The sequence below is a fragment of the Pseudomonas helleri genome (genome assembly GCF_001043025.1).
Lineage (GTDB): Bacteria > Pseudomonadota > Gammaproteobacteria > Pseudomonadales > Pseudomonadaceae > Aquipseudomonas > Aquipseudomonas helleri.
Genome location: NZ_JYLD01000010.1, coordinates 182,562 through 198,818 on the forward strand (window position 1 = coordinate 182,562; position 16,257 = coordinate 198,818).

Annotated in this window: 18 protein-coding genes; 12 read left to right on the plus strand and 6 right to left on the minus strand. The window is 59.9% G+C overall.

Features of this window, described 5'->3' with window-relative positions; all coding sequences use genetic code 11:
• Positions 1–114: 114 nt before the first annotated feature.
• The 6 genes from TU84_RS17390 (at position 115) to TU84_RS17415 (ending at position 7,691) form a co-directional block, all read left to right on the plus strand.
• On the plus strand, positions 115–1,455 hold the full coding sequence (locus tag TU84_RS17390; RefSeq protein WP_048371137.1) for a hemolysin family protein: 1,341 nt from the start codon (positions 115–117) through the stop codon (positions 1,453–1,455).
• Positions 1,456–1,686: 231 nt separating this feature from the next.
• A complete protein-coding gene (locus TU84_RS17395) occupies positions 1,687–3,345 on the plus strand; it encodes a Na/Pi cotransporter family protein (protein WP_048371139.1) in 1,659 nt (552 codons plus the stop codon).
• Positions 3,346–3,454: 109 nt separating this feature from the next.
• Positions 3,455–4,837, plus strand: a complete 1,383-nt coding sequence (locus TU84_RS17400; RefSeq protein ID WP_048371141.1) for a M16 family metallopeptidase — start codon at positions 3,455–3,457, stop codon at positions 4,835–4,837.
• A gap of 89 nt (positions 4,838–4,926) precedes the next feature.
• A complete protein-coding gene (gene epsC, locus TU84_RS17405; RefSeq protein ID WP_048371143.1) occupies positions 4,927–5,853 on the plus strand; it encodes a serine O-acetyltransferase EpsC in 927 nt (308 codons plus the stop codon).
• 515 nt (positions 5,854–6,368) lie between these two features.
• On the plus strand, positions 6,369–6,794 hold the full coding sequence (locus TU84_RS17410; RefSeq protein WP_053225260.1) for a BRO-N domain-containing protein: 426 nt from the start codon (positions 6,369–6,371) through the stop codon (positions 6,792–6,794).
• A gap of 471 nt (positions 6,795–7,265) precedes the next feature.
• Complete coding sequence (locus TU84_RS17415; RefSeq protein ID WP_053225261.1) at positions 7,266–7,691, plus strand: BRO-N domain-containing protein; 426 nt, start codon at positions 7,266–7,268, stop codon at positions 7,689–7,691.
• Positions 7,692–7,785: 94 nt separating this feature from the next.
• Here TU84_RS17415 and trpA read toward each other — a convergent pair whose 3' ends face one another.
• Together trpA and trpB are read right to left on the minus strand one after the other, a co-directional pair.
• Entirely contained in the window at positions 7,786–8,598 is an 813-nt protein-coding gene (gene trpA / locus TU84_RS17420; protein ID WP_048371145.1) for a tryptophan synthase subunit alpha, read from the minus strand.
• Complete coding sequence (gene trpB, locus TU84_RS17425) at positions 8,598–9,818, minus strand: tryptophan synthase subunit beta (protein ID WP_048371147.1); 1,221 nt, start codon at positions 9,816–9,818, stop codon at positions 8,598–8,600. Before trpB ends, trpA begins: the two co-directional genes overlap by 1 nt.
• 113 nt (positions 9,819–9,931) lie before the next feature.
• On the opposite strand from trpB, the gene TU84_RS17430 reads away from it, so the two are divergent.
• Entirely contained in the window at positions 9,932–10,822 is an 891-nt protein-coding gene (locus tag TU84_RS17430; protein ID WP_048371148.1) for a LysR family transcriptional regulator, read from the plus strand.
• On the opposite strand, the gene TU84_RS17435 is transcribed toward TU84_RS17430, so the two are convergent.
• A complete protein-coding gene (locus tag TU84_RS17435; RefSeq protein WP_048371150.1) occupies positions 10,819–11,142 on the minus strand; it encodes a DUF883 family protein in 324 nt (107 codons plus the stop codon). The genes TU84_RS17430 and TU84_RS17435 overlap by 4 nt on opposite strands.
• A 155-nt stretch (positions 11,143–11,297) precedes the next feature.
• On the opposite strand from TU84_RS17435, the gene TU84_RS17440 reads away from it, so the two are divergent.
• Positions 11,298–11,513, plus strand: coding sequence for a dodecin (locus tag TU84_RS17440; RefSeq protein WP_048371152.1), 216 nt, complete (start codon positions 11,298–11,300; stop codon positions 11,511–11,513).
• 118 nt (positions 11,514–11,631) lie between these two features.
• A complete protein-coding gene (locus TU84_RS17445) occupies positions 11,632–11,856 on the plus strand; it encodes a DUF1161 domain-containing protein (RefSeq protein ID WP_048371153.1) in 225 nt (74 codons plus the stop codon).
• A 77-nt stretch (positions 11,857–11,933) separates the two neighbouring features.
• On the opposite strand, the gene TU84_RS17450 is transcribed toward TU84_RS17445, so the two are convergent.
• A complete protein-coding gene (locus tag TU84_RS17450) occupies positions 11,934–12,938 on the minus strand; it encodes an LLM class flavin-dependent oxidoreductase (protein ID WP_048371155.1) in 1,005 nt (334 codons plus the stop codon).
• 215 nt (positions 12,939–13,153) lie between these two features.
• On the opposite strand from TU84_RS17450, the gene TU84_RS17455 reads away from it, so the two are divergent.
• A complete protein-coding gene (locus TU84_RS17455) occupies positions 13,154–13,585 on the plus strand; it encodes an OsmC family protein (protein ID WP_048371157.1) in 432 nt (143 codons plus the stop codon).
• A 145-nt stretch (positions 13,586–13,730) separates the two neighbouring features.
• Positions 13,731–13,964 (plus strand): DUF1161 domain-containing protein, encoded by a 234-nt coding sequence (locus TU84_RS17460; protein WP_048371159.1) that lies wholly within the window; start codon positions 13,731–13,733, stop codon positions 13,962–13,964.
• A gap of 4 nt (positions 13,965–13,968) precedes the next feature.
• Here TU84_RS17460 and TU84_RS17465 read toward each other — a convergent pair whose 3' ends face one another.
• Positions 13,969–14,385: a PA0061/PA0062 family lipoprotein gene (locus tag TU84_RS17465; RefSeq protein WP_048371212.1), complete on the minus strand. Its 417-nt coding sequence runs from the start codon at positions 14,383–14,385 to the stop codon at positions 13,969–13,971.
• Between the two features lie 125 nt (positions 14,386–14,510).
• Between TU84_RS17465 and TU84_RS17470 the strand changes: the two genes are divergently transcribed.
• Entirely contained in the window at positions 14,511–15,578 is a 1,068-nt protein-coding gene (locus tag TU84_RS17470; RefSeq protein ID WP_048371160.1) for an aminopeptidase, read from the plus strand.
• Here TU84_RS17470 and TU84_RS17475 read toward each other — a convergent pair.
• Positions 15,575–16,213, minus strand: a complete 639-nt coding sequence (locus TU84_RS17475; RefSeq protein WP_048371163.1) for a dual specificity protein phosphatase family protein — start codon at positions 16,211–16,213, stop codon at positions 15,575–15,577. The two genes, TU84_RS17470 and TU84_RS17475, sit on opposite strands and share 4 nt — an antisense overlap.
• Positions 16,214–16,257: the final 44 nt, after the last annotated feature.

Genomic DNA, 16,257 nt, shown 5'->3' on the forward strand with positions numbered 1-16,257 from the left:
CAAAAGCCCACTAGGCAAGCACCGCATCAGCCGCTACATTGCTTGGCCGGGGCCTGCATATGCAGGCCCTGAAACCCTCAACTCGTTGAATATTGGAACCCGTAAAACTCCATCATGGACCCTTCCCCTGGCTTGACCCTCGCAACACTCTTCGCCGACTTCGGCATGATTCTTTTTGCTCTGATCCTGGTACTGCTCAACGGCTTTTTCGTTGCGGCTGAATTTGCCATGGTCAAACTGCGCTCGACCCGGGTCGAGGCCATCGCAGACGTCAACGGCTGGCGCGGGCAGATCCTGCGCACCGTGCACAACCAGCTCGACGCTTACCTGTCCGCCTGCCAATTGGGTATCACCCTGGCCTCGCTGGGCCTGGGCTGGGTCGGTGAGCCGGCGTTTGCCCACTTGCTCGAACCGCTGCTCGGCGCGCTGGGCGTGCAGTCGCCTGAAGTGATCAAAGGTGTGTCGTTCTTTACCGCCTTCTTCATCATTTCGTACCTGCACATTGTGGTCGGCGAACTGGCCCCTAAATCCTGGGCCATCCGCAAACCCGAAACCCTGTCGCTGTGGACAGCCGTGCCGCTGTACCTGTTCTACTGGGCCATGTACCCGGCCATCTACCTGCTCAACGCCAGCGCCAACGCCATTTTGCGGATTGCCGGCCAAGGCGAGCCCGGTGCTCACCATGACCACGCCTACAGCCGCGAAGAACTCAAACTGATCCTGCACTCCAGCCGTGGCCAGGACCCGAGCGACCAAGGCATGCGCGTGCTGGCCTCGGCCGTGGAAATGGGCGAGCTGGAAGTGGTCGACTGGGCCAATTCACGCGAAGACCTGGTGACCCTGGACTACAAGGCGCCGCTCAAGGAAATCCTTGCGCTGTTCCGCCGTCACAAGTTCAGCCGCTACCCGGTCTACGACGCCGACACCAACACCTTTGTCGGTCTGTTGCACATCAAGGACCTGCTGCTTGAGCTGGCTGACCTCGATCACCTGCCCGAAACCTTCAACCTTGAAGAACTGATCCGCCCGCTGGAGCGCGTGTCACGCCACATGCCGCTGGCGCAGCTGCTGGAGCAGTTCCGCAAGGGCGGCGCGCACTTTGCGCTGGTGGAAGAAGCCGACGGCAAAGTGGTCGGCTACCTGACCATGGAAGACGTGCTCGAAGTGCTGGTGGGCGACATTCAGGACGAACACCGCAAGGCTGAGCGCGGCATCCTCTCGTACCAGCCGGGCAAACTGCTGGTGCGCGGTGACACGCCGTTGTTCAAGATTGAGCGCCTGCTGGGCGTCGACCTTGACCACGTCGAAGCCGAAACCGTTGCGGGCCTGATCTACGACACCCTCAACCGCGTGCCCGAAGAAGAAGAGCAACTGGAAGTCGAAGGCCTGCGCATCATCATCAAAAAGATGAAAGGCCCGAAAATCGTCCTGGCCAAAGTGCTGAAGCTCAATTAACCCGGCCTTCCTGTAGGAGCGAGCTTGTCTCGCGATCTTTTGAGCGTTTAAAAGATCGCGAGGCAAGCTCGCTCCTACAGTGAAGATGCAAATGTTTCACAAATGTTTCAACACACCGCCAGCTGTGCGATGCTGGCGTTCTGCTCAATTGCCGACTACAGCTTAAGAAACATCTGTAAGAACGGCCTGCAGCTATCTGATCCTCCAAAGTATCCACCACAGGGAGCCAGCATGCTGACCCTGCTCAATCTTCTCTCTGCCGTGACCCTGCTGATCTGGGGCACGCATATCGTGCGAACCGGTATCTTGCGGGTTTACGGCACGAACTTGCGCCATGTCATCGGGCAAAACGTGTCCAGACCGATACTCGCGTTTATCGCCGGTATCATCGTCACCGCCATGGTGCAAAGCAGCAACGCCACCGCCCTGCTGGTGACCTCCTTTGTCGGCCAGGGCCTGATGACGCTCACACCCGCGCTGGCAACCATGCTCGGGGCCGACGTCGGGACCGCGCTGATGGCACGGGTGCTGACCTTCGATTTGTCGTGGCTGTCACCGCTGCTGATTTTTTTGGGTGTGATCTTCTTCCTGTCACGCAAACAAACCCGCGCCGGGCAACTGGGCCGCGTCGGGATTGGCCTGGGCCTGATTATTCTGGCGCTGCAACTGATCGTCGAAGCCGCCTCGCCCATCACCCATGCCCAAGGCGTGAAGGTGATTTTCGCCTCGTTGACCGGCGACCTGCTGCTCGATGCACTGGTCGGCGCGGTGTTTGCGATGGTCTCGTACTCCAGCCTGGCCGCCGTGCTGCTCACCGCGACCCTGGCCGGCGCCAGCGTGATCAGCCTGCCTGTGGCCGTTGGCCTGGTGATCGGCGCCAACATTGGCAGCGGCGTGCTGGCGTTTCTCAGCACCAGCATGCAAAACACGGCGGGGCGGCAGGTGGCGCTCGGCAGCCTGCTCTACAAATTGATCGGTTTGCTGCTGATCATGCCGGTGCTCACGCCGCTGGTGGACTGGATGGACAGCCTTAACTTCAGGCCCCAGGAACTGGTCATCGGCTTCCACCTGCTCTACAACACCACGCGCTGCTTCTTGATGCTGCCCACCATCGGCCTCATGGCACGGCTGTGTGCCCGGCTATTGCCCGAGCGGGACCTCGCCAACGGCAGCATCACCCCACGCCACCTCGACCCTGCAGCACTCGACACACCCACCTTGGCGCTGACCAACGCCGTGCGCGAAACTCTGCGCATTGGCGACCTGATCGACACCATGTTGGTCAATATGCTCGACGTTCTGCGCGGCAAGCAAACCTCGATGACGCAGGCAATGCGCACCCTCAGCGATGACGTCGAAGTGCTCTACAGCGCGGTCAAACTGTACCTGGCGCAAATGCCCCGCGAAGACCTGGGCGAACACGACAGCCGCCGCTGGGCCGAGATCATCGAACTGGCGATCAACCTCAAACTGGCCAGCGACCTGATCGAGCGCATGCTGCGCAAAGTCCAGCAGCAGAAAACCTCGCAACGCCGTTCGTTTTCGGCCACCGGGCTTGAAGAGCTGGTAGACCTGCAAACCCAGCTCATCGAGAACCTGCGCCTGGGCCTCACGGTGTTCCTGAACTCGGACCCACACATCGCCCGCCAACTGCTGCGCGAAAAACGCCGCTTTCGCGCACAAGAGCGGCGCCTGGCCCACGCTCACGTGAACCGTTTGCAACAGAAAATCACCCAAAGCATCGAAACCAGCTCCGTGCATCTGGAACTGATCGCCGACATGCAGCGCCTGAACTCACTGTTTTGCGGCAGCGCCTACGTGGTGCTGGAAAACAGTGATACCGGCGCCCTGGAACCTGAAGACAACGCCGACACCCTGCATTCACCCTGAACGTTGCACGCGAACGTGTTGTCAGTCTGTAAGCAGCGTCTAACCTGCACAGACTGACGCGCTGCGCCACTCGCCCTCTCAAAACGGATTCAGAGATCCAGGGATTTTTATGCGTTGCCTGCTGTTTATCTGCGTGCTGCTGGGAGCAGCTCAGAGTTTTGCCCTCGACCGCTTCAGCGTAGAGGGCTATCAACTGCCTAACGGCTTGCAACTGATCCTCAAGCCCGGCTACGAGCGCGGCCATGTGTCCATTCGCTTGGTGGTCGGCGTGGGCATGGATGACTTCAGTTGCGCCGATCAACAGTTGCCCCACCTGCTTGAGCACTTATTGTTCAGCGGCGTCGACGACAGCGGCGAAGGCGGCCTGGAAGAACGCATGCAAGCGCTGGGCGGCGAATGGAACGCCTACACCAGCAACGCCGACACCACGTTTGTGATCGAAGCCCCGGCGAAAAACCAGCGCAAAATCCTCGACCTGCTGCTGAGCCTGCTGACCCGCACGCAAATGACCGACCAGCGCATCAGCGAGGCCAAGCAAGTGGTTGAGCGCGAAGACGGCGGCCACTATTCGCACCTGCAACGCTGGCTGGACCGCCAGGACCTCGGGCACAGCGCCAGCAACCAGTTGGCGGTGGAACTGGGCCTCAAATGCGCCGAGCGCGCCGAGGTGCATAACCTCACGCGCCAACAGCTCGAAGCGGTGCGCAACACGTGGTACGCCCCCAACAACATGACCCTGATCATGGTCGGCGACCTCGACCGCCTGCTGCCGGCGTATCTGGAACGCACCTACGGCGCACTCGAACCGGTCGACCCCAGCGAGCACCTGCCGCTGCCCGCCATTGAAGCCAGGGCTGACACCGAGCGCACATTGGTGCGCGGTGTGGTCGGCGAGACGGCCAAGCTGCATTGGTTGCTGCCTGAGCCGGTGATCGACGACCAGAACGATGAAACCTGGGACCTGCTTCGTGATTACCTGGAGTGGTCGTTGTACAACGAGCTGCGGCTCAAACACGGGTTGTCTTACGGGCCTTGGGCCGAGCGCGAAGTGTTTGGCGGCGTGAGCTTTTTAAGCCTCAACGCCGACCTCGCCCGCGATGACGTTGCCAAGGCTCAACAGGTGATGGGCGAACTCAAACAACGTTTGCTCAAGGACGGCCTCGACCCGCAGACCTTTACCCGCCTCAAAAACGCCGCCGTAGCGCGCCAGGCCTGGGCTGTGCAGGGCAACAGCGCCTTGGCTGATTACTACTGGAGCGCCTTGGGCGACTACGACGGCGGCCGGTTTGCCGACCCGTCCAAACGCTTGCAAGCGGTGACACTTGAGCAAGCCAACAGCGCGTTGCGCCACTTGTTTGCCAAGCCCGGTTATGTGCGTATCGAGAAACCGCTGTTCAGCTATAACGGCTTGACCGTGGCGCTGGCGGCGGCGTTGAGCGTGTTGGTGCTGATGTTCGTGGGCTGGCGAATCTGGCGTCGACGCACGCGTTGATTGGCTAAGCCCGAAACAGTTTGATACCGTAAAAATCATTGCCCATTCGCGGCTGATCAATCAGCCCCCCAGCGCGCGGAGAATTCAGCGTGAGTGAACGTTCCAACCCTTGGCAGTTGCAAACCATCGTCGGCCAATTGCGCACGGCCCGTAACCAGTGGCGCTCGCAAAACGGCCGTGTCAGCGGTGAACTGGGCGGCCGCGAGCTGCCTTCGCGCGCCGCGATGGCCGAGATTCTAGAGGCCCTGTGCGGCGCGTTGTTCCCGATGCGCCTGGGCCCGGTCGACCTTCGTGAAGAGAGCGAAGATTTCTACGTGGGCCACACCCTCGACGTAGCGCTCAACGCGCTGCTGGCCCAGGCGCGACTGGAACTGCGCTACGCGGCGCGTCAGGCAGGTTTACCGGATGCGGGCGTGGACGAAACGGCGACCGTGTTGATCCAGGACTTTGCCCTGGCCTTGCCGCGCCTGCGCAGCATCCTCGACACCGACGTCCTGGCCGCCTACCACGGCGACCCGGCGGCGCGCAGTGTCGACGAAGTGTTGCTGTGCTATCCGGGGATTCTGGCGGTGATTCACCACCGCCTGGCGCACCACATGTACCGCGCCGGCCTGCCTTTGCTGGCCCGCATCAGCGCCGAAATCGCGCATTCGTCCACCGGCATTGATATTCACCCGGGCGCGCAGATTGGCCGCAGCTTCTTTATCGACCACGGTACGGGCGTGGTGATCGGAGAAACCGCGATCATCGGCGAACGTGTGCGTATCTACCAAGCGGTGACCTTGGGCGCCAAACGTTTCCCGGCGGACGAATCGGGCCAACTTCAAAAAGGCCACCCGCGCCATCCGATCGTTGAAGACGACGTGGTGATCTATGCCGGCGCGACCATTCTGGGGCGCATCACCATTGGCAAAGGCTCGACAATTGGCGGCAACGTCTGGCTCACCCGCAGCGTGCCGGCGGGCTGCAACCTGACCCAGGCCAATCTGCAACATGATGACGGCTCGCAGAAGTAAGACCGCGTGATGCCTTGCCCTCACCCTAGCCCTCTCCCGGAGGGAGAAGGAACCGATTGGGGGATGTTGTAGATGTTCTGCGGCCTGCAAGCCATGCGCTGAACCTAAGAACACCTCGGTAAAGTGCGGCCTGCAAGCCATGTACTGAACCTGAGAACACCTCGGTAAAGCTCCCTCTCCCGGAGGGTGAGGGTTGGGGTGAGGGCGACTTCTCGGACATTTCCTGCAACCCGTAGCGGCGTTGACCCGCTTGTGGGGCCGGGTTGGCAGGCCTAGTCTTGGGCTGTCACTGCAAAATCAGTGACAGGGTGTGGAAGCCCTTATATCGTTAGGCGCACAAAGCGCCACCTAGTCAGGCGTTTTTTATTGCCTGTGCTTTATGGTGGCTGTGCGCGGGGCACTCTCGAGTGCGCCGGGTGCCTAACGTCCCGGTCTTCCACACCTGCGTACAGCCGCCACCTATCATGTGGAAGTGATGTTTAGCGGCTCCAACCCATACGTTAGGAAGCAGCCAAATGAAAACCATCACACCCGACCCACCCCGCTCAAACAACGACTACACCCACACCTTGCTCAGCGACCATGCGGCCACCCGGCGTGCCTTGGCGCATTACCAGATTGACCCCGAGCCACTTAACAGCCGAATTTTTGTGCGTCACCGCCTGCAATTGCGAGTGGTGTGGTTGGGGGATCAAATGTGGTGTTGCGCACGCGATCTCGGCCGTTTGATGGGCCGCACGTTAGGGCGTAAAGGGTTGGCCAAGCTGGATGCTGATCAGCATCAGGAATTACCGATCCGCAGCCACGGCGCCGTGCAAGACACCTTGATGCTCAGCGAATCGGGGGCGTATGCCATGCTGCTGTACCACTACCACCCCGAGAACCGCCATTTGCGCCAATGGCTGACCCATGAAGTGGTGCCCGCCATACGCTGCGGGTGAAACGACACACATCCTCTGTAGGAGCGAGCTTGCCTCGCGATCTTTTGATGTTTAAAAGATCGCGAGACGAGCTCGCTCCTACACGTTTTTAGCATTAACAATGACGACTGCTCGCAGAAGTAACCCTTCACACAAAGCCCTCGTCAGCGGCTACAGTTTCTCGGACATTTCCTGCAACCCGTAGCGGCGTTGACCCGCTTGTGGGGCCGGGTTGGCAGGCCTAGTCTTGGGGCTGTCACTGCAAAATCAGTGACAGGGCGTAGGAACCCTTTTTTACCCTCGGCGCGCAAGTGTCCACCTTTCTGATTGCGGCACTTTTTTTGTGTCCGTACCATCAGTCATGGCGGTCGTGCGCGGGCACGTTTCGACGTGGCCGGTTACCCTGGGACCCGGTTCCTACCCCGCGCATGGCTGCCACCCAGCCAGTAGGAAGGCTATTGGCAGTTCCTCAACGCCCAGGAACCGCACCTCATGAAAACCCTCACACCCGACCCACCCCGCTCAAACACCGACTACACCCACACCTTGCTCAGCGACCACGCCGCCACCCGGCGTGCCTTGGCGCATTACCAGATTGATCCCGAGCCACTTAACAGCCGAATTTTTGTGCGTCATCGCCTGCAATTGCGAGTGGTGTGGTTGGAGGATCAAATGTGGTGTTGCGCACGCGATCTCGGCCGTTTGATGGGCCGCACGTTAGGGCGTAAAGGGTTGGCCAAACTGGATGCTGATCAGCATCAGGAATTACCGATCCGCAGCCACGGCGCCGTGCAAGACACCTTGATGCTCAGCGAATCGGGGGCGTATGCCATGCTGCTGTACCACTACCACCCCGAGAACCGCCATTTGCGCCAATGGCTGACCCATGAAGTGGTGCCCGCCATACGCTGCGGGTGAAACGACACACATCCTCTGTAGGAGCGAGCTTGCCTCGCGATCTTTTGATGTTTAAAAGATCGCGAGACGAGCTCGCTCCTACAGGTTTTTAGCGTTAACCCGCGCGAGCAGTCCGCACGCCTTCGGCCAAGGCCGCGCACAGGCTCAGCACGCCGTCGACCGCTTGTTCCGGGGTGGCCGCGTTTTCGATTTTGTCGATCAAGGCCGAGCCCACCACCACGCCATCCGCCAAGCGGGCAATCGCCGCCGCTTGTTCCGGGGTGCGAATCCCGAAGCCTACGCTGATCGGCAAGTCGGTGTGACGGCGCAGACGCGCAATCGCTTCGCTCACTTGGTCTGTGGTCGCCGAACCGGCGCCGGTCACGCCTGCCACCGACACGTAGTACACAAAGCCCGAGCTGCCATTGAGCACTTTAGGCAGGCGCGCATCGTCAGTGGTCGGGGTGGTCAGGCGGATGAAGTCCAGGCCTGCCGCTTGCGCAGGGTCGCACAGCTCTGAGTTGTGCTCGGGTGGCATGTCGACCACGATCATGCCGTCTACACCGGCCGCCTTGGCGTCAGCGATGAATTTAGCCACGCCGTAATGGTGGATCGGGTTGAAGTAACCCATCAGCACCAGCGGCGTGTCGCTGTTGCCTTCGCGGAACTCGCGCACCATTTGCAGGGTTTTCGCCAGGTTTTGCTTGGCGCCCAACGCACGGATGTTGGCCAGCTGGATCGCCGGGCCATCGGCCATTGGATCGGTGAAGGGCATGCCCAACTCGATCACGTCAGCGCCCGCAGCAGGCAGGCCTTTGAGGATGGCCAGCGAGGTGGCGTAATCCGGGTCACCGGCGGTGACAAAGGTCACCAGCGCAGCGCGGTTTTGTTCTTTGAGTTCGGCAAAACGCGTTTGCAGGCGGCTCATCAGTGTTTCTCCTGCTGGGACTGTTCAACGTGGTGCATCACGGTTTGCATGTCTTTGTCGCCTCGGCCAGACAGGTTGACCACCATCAGGTGATCGGCCGGCAAGGTCGGTGCACGCTTGAAGACTTCGGCCAGCGCGTGGGCGCTTTCCAGGGCCGGGATGATGCCTTCAAGGCGGCAGCATTTATGGAACGCATCCAGCGCTTCGTCGTCGGTGACCGAGGTGTACTGGACGCGACCGATGTCATGCAACCACGCGTGTTCCGGGCCAATGCCGGGGTAGTCCAGGCCCGCCGAGATCGAGTGGGCGTCGATGATCTGGCCGTCGTCGTCTTGCAGCAGGAAGGTGCGGTTGCCGTGCAACACGCCCGGCTCGCCGCCATTGAGGCTGGCCGCGTGTTTGCCGGTTTCAATGCCGTAACCGGCCGCTTCAACACCAATGATTTCAACGCCGGTGTCGTCCAGGAACGGGTGGAACAAGCCCATCGCGTTGGAACCACCGCCGATGCACGCCACCAGGCTGTCCGGCAGGCGGCCTTCCTGGGCTTGCATCTGCTCGCGGGTTTCCTTGCCGATTACGGCCTGGAAGTCGCGCACCATCGCCGGATACGGGTGCGGGCCAGCCACGGTGCCAATCAGGTAGAAGGTGCTGTCGACGTTGGTCACCCAGTCACGCAGCGCTTCGTTCATGGCGTCTTTCAAGGTGCCGGTGCCGGCCACAACCGGGATCACTTCGGCGCCCAGCAGTTTCATGCGAAACACGTTGGCCTGTTGGCGCTCGATGTCGGTGGTGCCCATGTAGATCACGCATTGCAGGCCAAAGCGTGCGGCCACGGTGGCCGTCGCAACGCCGTGCATGCCTGCGCCGGTTTCGGCGATGATGCGTTTTTTGCCCATGCGCCGCGCCAGCAGAATCTGCCCGATGCAGTTGTTGATCTTGTGCGCGCCGGTGTGGTTCAGCTCTTCGCGCTTGAGGTAGATCTTGGCGCCGCCGCAGAACTCGGTCAGGCGCTCGGCAAAGTACAGCGGGCTTGGACGGCCCACGTAGTCGCGCTGGAAGTAGGCGAGCTCTTTGATGAACTCAGGGTCTTTTTTGGCCAGCTCATACTCGCGATCGAGGTCGAGGATCAGCGGCATCAGGGTTTCAGCGACGTAGCGGCCGCCGAATGAGCCGAACAGGCCATTGTCGTCCGGGCCGTTACGCAATGTGGATTGGGTCATGTGACGCTCCAGATAAAGAGGTGCGAAGGTCGATGGGCCTGACTTTACGCGCGACAACGCCAGATGAAAACCGATAAGATCGCCACAACCTGTCAGGAAAACTCACAGATACCATGAGCCGCGATCTCCCGCCCCTGAACGCCCTGCGCGCGTTCGAAGCCACCGCCCGCCTGAACAGCGTCAGCCAGGCGGCTGAACAGCTTAACGTCACCCACGGTGCCGTTAGTCGGCAAATCAAAGTGCTTGAAGAGCACTTGGGGGTCAGCCTGTTTGTGAAGGAGGGGCGCGGCCTGAAGCTCACGGATGCCGGGATCCGTCTGCGCGATGCCAGCAGCGAAGCCTTTGATCGCTTGCGCAATGTATGCACTGAACTCACGCAAAGCCATATCGACGCGCCGTTTGTACTGGGCTGTTCGGGCAGTTTGCTGGCGCGCTGGTTTATCCCGCGTCTGGGCCGTTTAAAAGCCGACTTGCCGGATTTGCGCTTGCATCTGTCGGCCGGTGAAGGCGATCTGGACCCGCGCCGCTCCGGGCTGGACGCGTGGCTGGTGTTTGCCGAGCCGCCATGGCCCGCCGACATGCAGGTGTACGAATTGGCCAGTGAGCGCATCGGCCCGGTGCTGAGCCCGCATTATGCGCATTACCCGCAACTGTGTCAGGCACCGGCCAGCGCCCTGCTGGCTGAACCGCTCCTGCACACCACGTCGCGACCGCAGGCGTGGCCCAGCTGGGCACAGCAACAGGCGATCGATGCGAAGGCGTTAAATTACGGGCAAGGATTTGAGCACTTGTACTACTTGCTCGAGGCCGCAGTGGCGGGCCTGGGTGTGGCGATTGCCCCCGAACCGTTAGTGGCGGAGGACGTGCGGGCCGGTCGCCTGGCTGCGCCGTGGGGCTTTACTCAAACCCCGGCGCAGCTGGCGTTATGGGTGCCAAAGCGCGCCGCAGACGGGCGCGCTCGGCAACTGGCGCAATGGCTCAAGGCTGAGCTTGCGCAGGATTAGTTACGCTTGCAGAGCAGAAAAGCCGCCAGCAGGCCCAATGCACCCAGCGCAACACCGGCGGTGGCATACGGATGCTCTTGCGCGTATTCACGGGTGGCGATGGCGGTTTCGCGGGTTTTGTCTTTTACCTCTTCATACGCGTCGCTGAGCAGGTGACGCGAGTGTTTCAGCGCGTTCTCGGCATTGCTTTTAAGGGCGCCAAGGGTCTTCTTGGACTCGTCAGACGCGTCGTGCTTGAAGCTCTCCAGAGACTTGAGCAGGCTCTCGATCTCGGCTTCCATGCTTTGCAATGACGCTTTACGTGAAGTATTGCTAGCCATTAGGGCTCTCCTGCATTTGTGAGTGAGGGTGCGTGTTTAGTCCGACTGCGCCGTTTTCAGAAAGTGCAAAAAACCTGAACTTTTCCTTGCGAACGGCCCACGAAGTATTCAGCAGATTCGCTGCTAGGCTTTGATTGACGACAAAGGAGAACGTTATGTCTGACCATCACACCTACAAGAAAATCGAACTGGTAGGCTCGTCCCCAAGCAGCATAGAAGACGCCATCAGTCATGCACTGGCCGAAGCCAACAAAACCATCAAACACCTGGAATGGTTTGAGGTGCTGGACACGCGCGGGCATATCAAGGACGGCAAGGTGGCGCACTATCAGGTGACGCTGAAGGTAGGTTTCCGGATCGCCAGCAGCTGACCTGCGTCAGACTTTTAGCCAACAAACTGGCCGTTTGCCACAAAGTCCGCTAAACCCTCTGGGTGCGACATGAGCAGTCGTGTCGCACCCATTTTGTTTTGATCTGGGGAACTGACCGATGAAAAAGATTTTAGTGGCTGTAGCTTTACTGAGTCTGGCGGGCACTGCTTTCGCAGCGGGCAAGCCTTGTGAAGAACTGAAGAGCGAAATTGCTGCGAAGATTGATGCTAATGGCGTCCCGCACTATTCGCTGGAAGTGGTCGACAAGGGCACTGCCTCTGACGGAAAAGTCGTGGGCTCGTGTGAAGGCGGCACCAAAGATATCGTTTACAAGCGCGGCTGATTCTGTGGGAGCGGGCTTGCTCGCGATCTTTTCAATGATCAAAAGATCGCGAGACAAGCTCGCTCCTACAGAGCGGTTTAGGCCCCTTTCATGACTTGCGACAGCAGTTCGTAGGAATGAATACGGTCTGCATGCTCGTACAGGTCACAGGTAAAGATCAGTTCATCCGCCTGGGTCTGTTCGACCAGCACTTGCAGTTTGGTGCGGATTTTCTCGGGGCTGCCGACCATCGCCAGGCCCAAAAAGCTCATCACTGCTTCTTTCTCGTGGGGTAGCCACAGCCCGTCCATGGTTTTCACCGGCGCGCGCTGTACCAGGCTCTGCCCACGCATCAAAGCCAAAATACGTTGCAGCACCGAGGTGGACAGGTATTCAGCCTGCTCATCGGTATCGGCCGCGACCAGCGGCACACCCAACATCACATACGGCTTGTCGAGCACCGCCGAAGGCTTGAAGTGGTTGCGGTAGACGCGAATCGCTTCGTGCATCAAACGCGGTGCGAAATGTGAGGCGAAGGCGTAGGGCAAGCCACGCTCACCAGCCAGCTGCGCACTGAACAGGCTCGACCCCAGCAGCCACACCGGCACGTTGGTTCCGGTGCCCGGCATGGCGATCACTCGCTGATCCGGGGTGCGTGGACCCAGGTAGCGCATCAGCTCGGCGACGTCTTCCGGGAAGTCATCCGCGCTGCCGGAACGCTCACGGCGCAGGGCGCGGGCAGTCATTTGGTCGGAGCCCGGCGCACGGCCAAGGCCCAGGTCGATGCGACCAGGGTAGAGGCTTTCGAGGGTGCCGAACTGCTCGGCAATCACCAGCGGCGCATGGTTGGGCAGCATCACCCCGCCCGAACCGACGCGAATGGTCGAGGTGCCACCGGCCAGATAACCGATGAGCACCGATGTCGCCGAGCTGGCGATGCCGTCCATGTTGTGGTGTTCGGCTACCCAAAAACGGTTGTAGCCAAACTTTTCTACGTGTTGGGCCAAATCCAGCGAGTTGTGCAACGACTGGGCGGCGCCACCGTTTTCGCGCACGGGCACCAGGTCGAGGGTCGAGAATTTGACATCAGACAATCGTTTCATCAGCTGGCTACTCCAAGTGAGGGGCAGGTTCAGGCACTCGCAGAAACCCGCCAGTGATGACAGCAATATGGGCATATACCCGAGTTTCAATGACATCGATGATTTGAGCTACAAAAAAATGCGATTTGTCCGACAAGATGAACTTTGTGGAGCCGACTACCCTCACAACTCCAGTCAAGGCGTGAAACCTTCACGCCGTTCTTCAGGAGGCACGTATGAGTATTAAAAAGACTGCATCGGCACACTGGGCAGGCGACCTTAAAACCGGCATCGGTTCCATCTCTACCGAGACGGGCGTGTTGCGCGACGCACCGTATGGCTTCAAGGCCCGCTTTGAAGGTGGCAAGGGCACCAACCCTGAAGAACTGATCGGCGCCGCCCATGCCGGTTGCTTTTCGATGGCCCTGTCGATGATTTTGGGCGATGCCGGGCTTAAGGCCGACAGCATCGACACCAAGGCTGAAGTCACCCTGGATCAAGTCGAGGGTGGGTTTGCGATTACTGCGGTGCACTTGATCCTCAAGGCCAAAATACCGGGCGCGACCCAGCAGCAGTTCGATGAGCTGACCAAAAAAGCCAAAGAAGGCTGCCCGGTGTCCAAGGTGCTGAACGCCAAAATCACCCTCGACGCTACGCTGCAGGCCTGATCGATAGACCCGACGTACGCCCCCGCCTGCATCGCAGTGGGGGCGGCGTTAGCCCGGACAGTTCGCAGACATCGCCGAATGTGATCGAATAGCCGCCGATTGCGTCTGACCATTACTGTGCGTTCTGCAAGAAGGGAGTCTCATCATGAAACGTTTTGCTTTAGCGGTAATCAGTTGTGCTTTGGCCACCTCGGTATGGGCAGCGCCCAAACCTTGCGACGAGTTGAAGGCTGAAATCGAAGCCAAGATTCAGGCCAATAACGTGTCGTCTTACACGCTCGAGATCGTGACCAATGACGAAGTACACGATCAGAACATGGTGGTAGGTTCGTGCGAAAACGGCACGAAGAAGATCATCTATCAGAAAAACGATAACTGACGGACTAAGGCAGGCAGTTCACCAGCCGCTCCTCGGCCAGCACCTTGCCTTCGGCGTTGTACAACCGCGCGTAAGCGTTAAAGCCCAGTGAGCGTGCCTGCAACCGGTAGCGTTGGCCGGGCTGGAAATCAGCGTAGTTGACAGAGAGGTAGCACAACCGCTCTTGCGGCTCGCTGAACATACCCATCCCGCCGATAAACACTTCGTAGTCAAAGCGCACCATCAGCTCATGGCTGCCGGGGGTTACCTGAAAGTAACGCCCGTCGTTCAGGCGCTTGTTATCCAGGCGCTCGGCCATGATCAACTTGCCGGTTTGGGTTTCCAGATCAACCCAGGCCATGTTCGGATCGTGTGGTGGCAGAGGCGTGCTGGCACAGGCGCTGAGCAGGCTGGCCGTGAGCAAGAGCAAAAACGTGCGCATGGGAGTGTCCATCAGGATGTAATGCATCAGCATAGTGCCAGACCACTCTCACAGGGTGCTGTGCTTTTTCACACGCGTCACATAGGGTGTGCTGGATGAGCACTTGTCGCCCACTGGACCGCACCATGCCCCTGACTTTTCGCTGCCTGCTTGCCCTCGCCTTTCTACCTCTTTTATACGGTTGCTCCAGTACGGGTTACTACTCGCAATTGCTCACCGGCCAATGGCACGTGTTGCAAGCCCGCGAGCCGGTGGCCAAGGTAGTGGCCGACCCTCAGCGTGACCCTGTGCTGCGCCAGCATCTGGCCCGGTCCCAAGCGGCCCGGACCTTTGCCAGCGAACAGTTAAAGCTGCCTGACAACCAGAGTTATCGCCTGTACGCCGATATCCAGCGACCGTACGTGGTGTGGAATGTCTTTGCGACAGCGGAGTTTTCGCTCGACCCGGTCACCTATTGCTTTCCGGTGGCCGGGTGCGTGGCCTACCGGGGTTATTACTCTCAGGGCGCCGCTCGCGGGGATGCCGCGCTCAAGCGCGAGCAAGGCATGGATGTGTGGGTCAGCGGGGTTGAGGCGTACTCGACCCTGGGCTGGTTTGATGACCCGATCCTTAACAGCATGCTGCACTGGGGCGATGAGCGACTGGCCACGCTGATTTTTCACGAGCTGGCGCATCAGCGTTTTTATGTGAAGGACGACACTGAGTTCAACGAGTCATTTGCCAGCTTTGTCGAGCAGGAAGGCACGCGCCAATGGCGCGCCTACCAAGGGCTGCCAGCGGCACACACCAAGGGTTTGCAGCAGCGCGAAGCGTTTATTACCTTGGTTCTGAGCACGCGCCAGCGCCTGCAGCAGCTGTACAGCCAAACGTTGCCAGCGGCTGAGATGCGCCAGCGCAAAGCCGCGGAGTTTGAGCGCATGCGCCGTGAATACCGTGCGCTTCGCGACCAGCAATGGGCGGGCAACAACCGCTACGACGCGTGGGTCAATGCCCCGATGAACAACGCCAAGCTGCTGCCGTTCGGGTTGTATGACCAATGGGTGCCGGCCTTTGCTGCGTTGTTCAAGCAAACCGGCGGTGACTGGGCGGTGTTTTACAAGGCCGTTGAACAATTGGGCAAGCTCCCACCGTTGCAGCGCACAGCGGCGCTGCGCCAGTGGGCCGGACCTTCACACAAGGCCAATAACCCTTAAACCTTGGGGCTCAACCAGTTCTTGACCACGCAAGAGGCGAACGGGCTGGTGCTGCACGCGCCGCTGGCCAGGGCTTGACGCAGTTTCGGGATATTGGCTTGCATCATGTATTTCTCGCCATCCTTGAAGTGCGAGTTTTCGCCAAAGCCACCTTGAGTCATTTCTTTCAGGGCGTCTTCTTTACTCCAGTCTTGCACCACCACGCGGTACATGGCTGCCATCAAGCCTGTGCGGTCGACACCATGTTTGCAGTGCATCAATACCGGGCCATGGGCCTGAGCCGTCTGGATGGCGCGCAAGGCGGCCAGCACATCGGCGTCATCGACATGATTGGTGCGGTACGGCAATTGGACTTGTTCAACCCCCGGGGTTTTTAACCAGCTGCTGTCGGCTTCGGGCAAAAAGTTGATCACGGTGCCGATGTGCAGTTTTTCCAGCAACGGCTGGGCCTGGTCATCCGGCAAGGCGCTGCGGTACAGCGTGGGCGACATTTGGTACAGGTTGTATTGCGCATCAACCGGCTGCGCCCACTGGGGCGGGCGCGCCACGGCAAAATCATCGGCCATCGCCTGGGGCAGCGAAAACGCCGCCAATAATGTCAGGCACAGGGCAGGAGCAAACCGGGCTTTGGGCATGTCAGCGCAACCACTTCGACTAAAGGATAAGGAGGTGGCGCTAG

Excerpts from the sequence above, each read along its gene's own strand:
- TU84_RS17465 (WP_048371212.1), bottom strand. The coding sequence starts at position 14,385 with ATGCGCACGTTTTTGCTCTTGCTCACGGCCAGCCTGCTCAGCGCCTGT.
- trpA (WP_048371145.1), bottom strand. The coding sequence starts at position 8,598 with ATGAGCCGCCTGCAAACGCGTTTTGCCGAACTCAAAGAACAAAACCGC.
- TU84_RS17460 (WP_048371159.1), top strand. The coding sequence starts at position 13,731 with ATGAAACGTTTTGCTTTAGCGGTAATCAGTTGTGCTTTGGCCACCTCG.
- TU84_RS17440 (WP_048371152.1), top strand. The coding sequence starts at position 11,298 with ATGTCTGACCATCACACCTACAAGAAAATCGAACTGGTAGGCTCGTCC.
- TU84_RS17435 (WP_048371150.1), bottom strand. The coding sequence starts at position 11,142 with ATGGCTAGCAATACTTCACGTAAAGCGTCATTGCAAAGCATGGAAGCC.
- TU84_RS17455 (WP_048371157.1), top strand. The coding sequence starts at position 13,154 with ATGAGTATTAAAAAGACTGCATCGGCACACTGGGCAGGCGACCTTAAA.
- TU84_RS17415 (WP_053225261.1), top strand. The coding sequence starts at position 7,266 with ATGAAAACCCTCACACCCGACCCACCCCGCTCAAACACCGACTACACC.
- TU84_RS17410 (WP_053225260.1), top strand. The coding sequence starts at position 6,369 with ATGAAAACCATCACACCCGACCCACCCCGCTCAAACAACGACTACACC.
- trpB (WP_048371147.1), bottom strand. The coding sequence starts at position 9,818 with ATGACCCAATCCACATTGCGTAACGGCCCGGACGACAATGGCCTGTTC.
- TU84_RS17475 (WP_048371163.1), bottom strand. The coding sequence starts at position 16,213 with ATGCCCAAAGCCCGGTTTGCTCCTGCCCTGTGCCTGACATTATTGGCG.
- TU84_RS17445 (WP_048371153.1), top strand. The coding sequence starts at position 11,632 with ATGAAAAAGATTTTAGTGGCTGTAGCTTTACTGAGTCTGGCGGGCACT.
- TU84_RS17450 (WP_048371155.1), bottom strand. The coding sequence starts at position 12,938 with ATGAAACGATTGTCTGATGTCAAATTCTCGACCCTCGACCTGGTGCCC.
- TU84_RS17395 (WP_048371139.1), top strand. The coding sequence starts at position 1,687 with ATGCTGACCCTGCTCAATCTTCTCTCTGCCGTGACCCTGCTGATCTGG.
- TU84_RS17430 (WP_048371148.1), top strand. The coding sequence starts at position 9,932 with ATGAGCCGCGATCTCCCGCCCCTGAACGCCCTGCGCGCGTTCGAAGCC.
- TU84_RS17400 (WP_048371141.1), top strand. The coding sequence starts at position 3,455 with ATGCGTTGCCTGCTGTTTATCTGCGTGCTGCTGGGAGCAGCTCAGAGT.
- TU84_RS17390 (WP_048371137.1), top strand. The coding sequence starts at position 115 with ATGGACCCTTCCCCTGGCTTGACCCTCGCAACACTCTTCGCCGACTTC.
- TU84_RS17470 (WP_048371160.1), top strand. The coding sequence starts at position 14,511 with ATGCCCCTGACTTTTCGCTGCCTGCTTGCCCTCGCCTTTCTACCTCTT.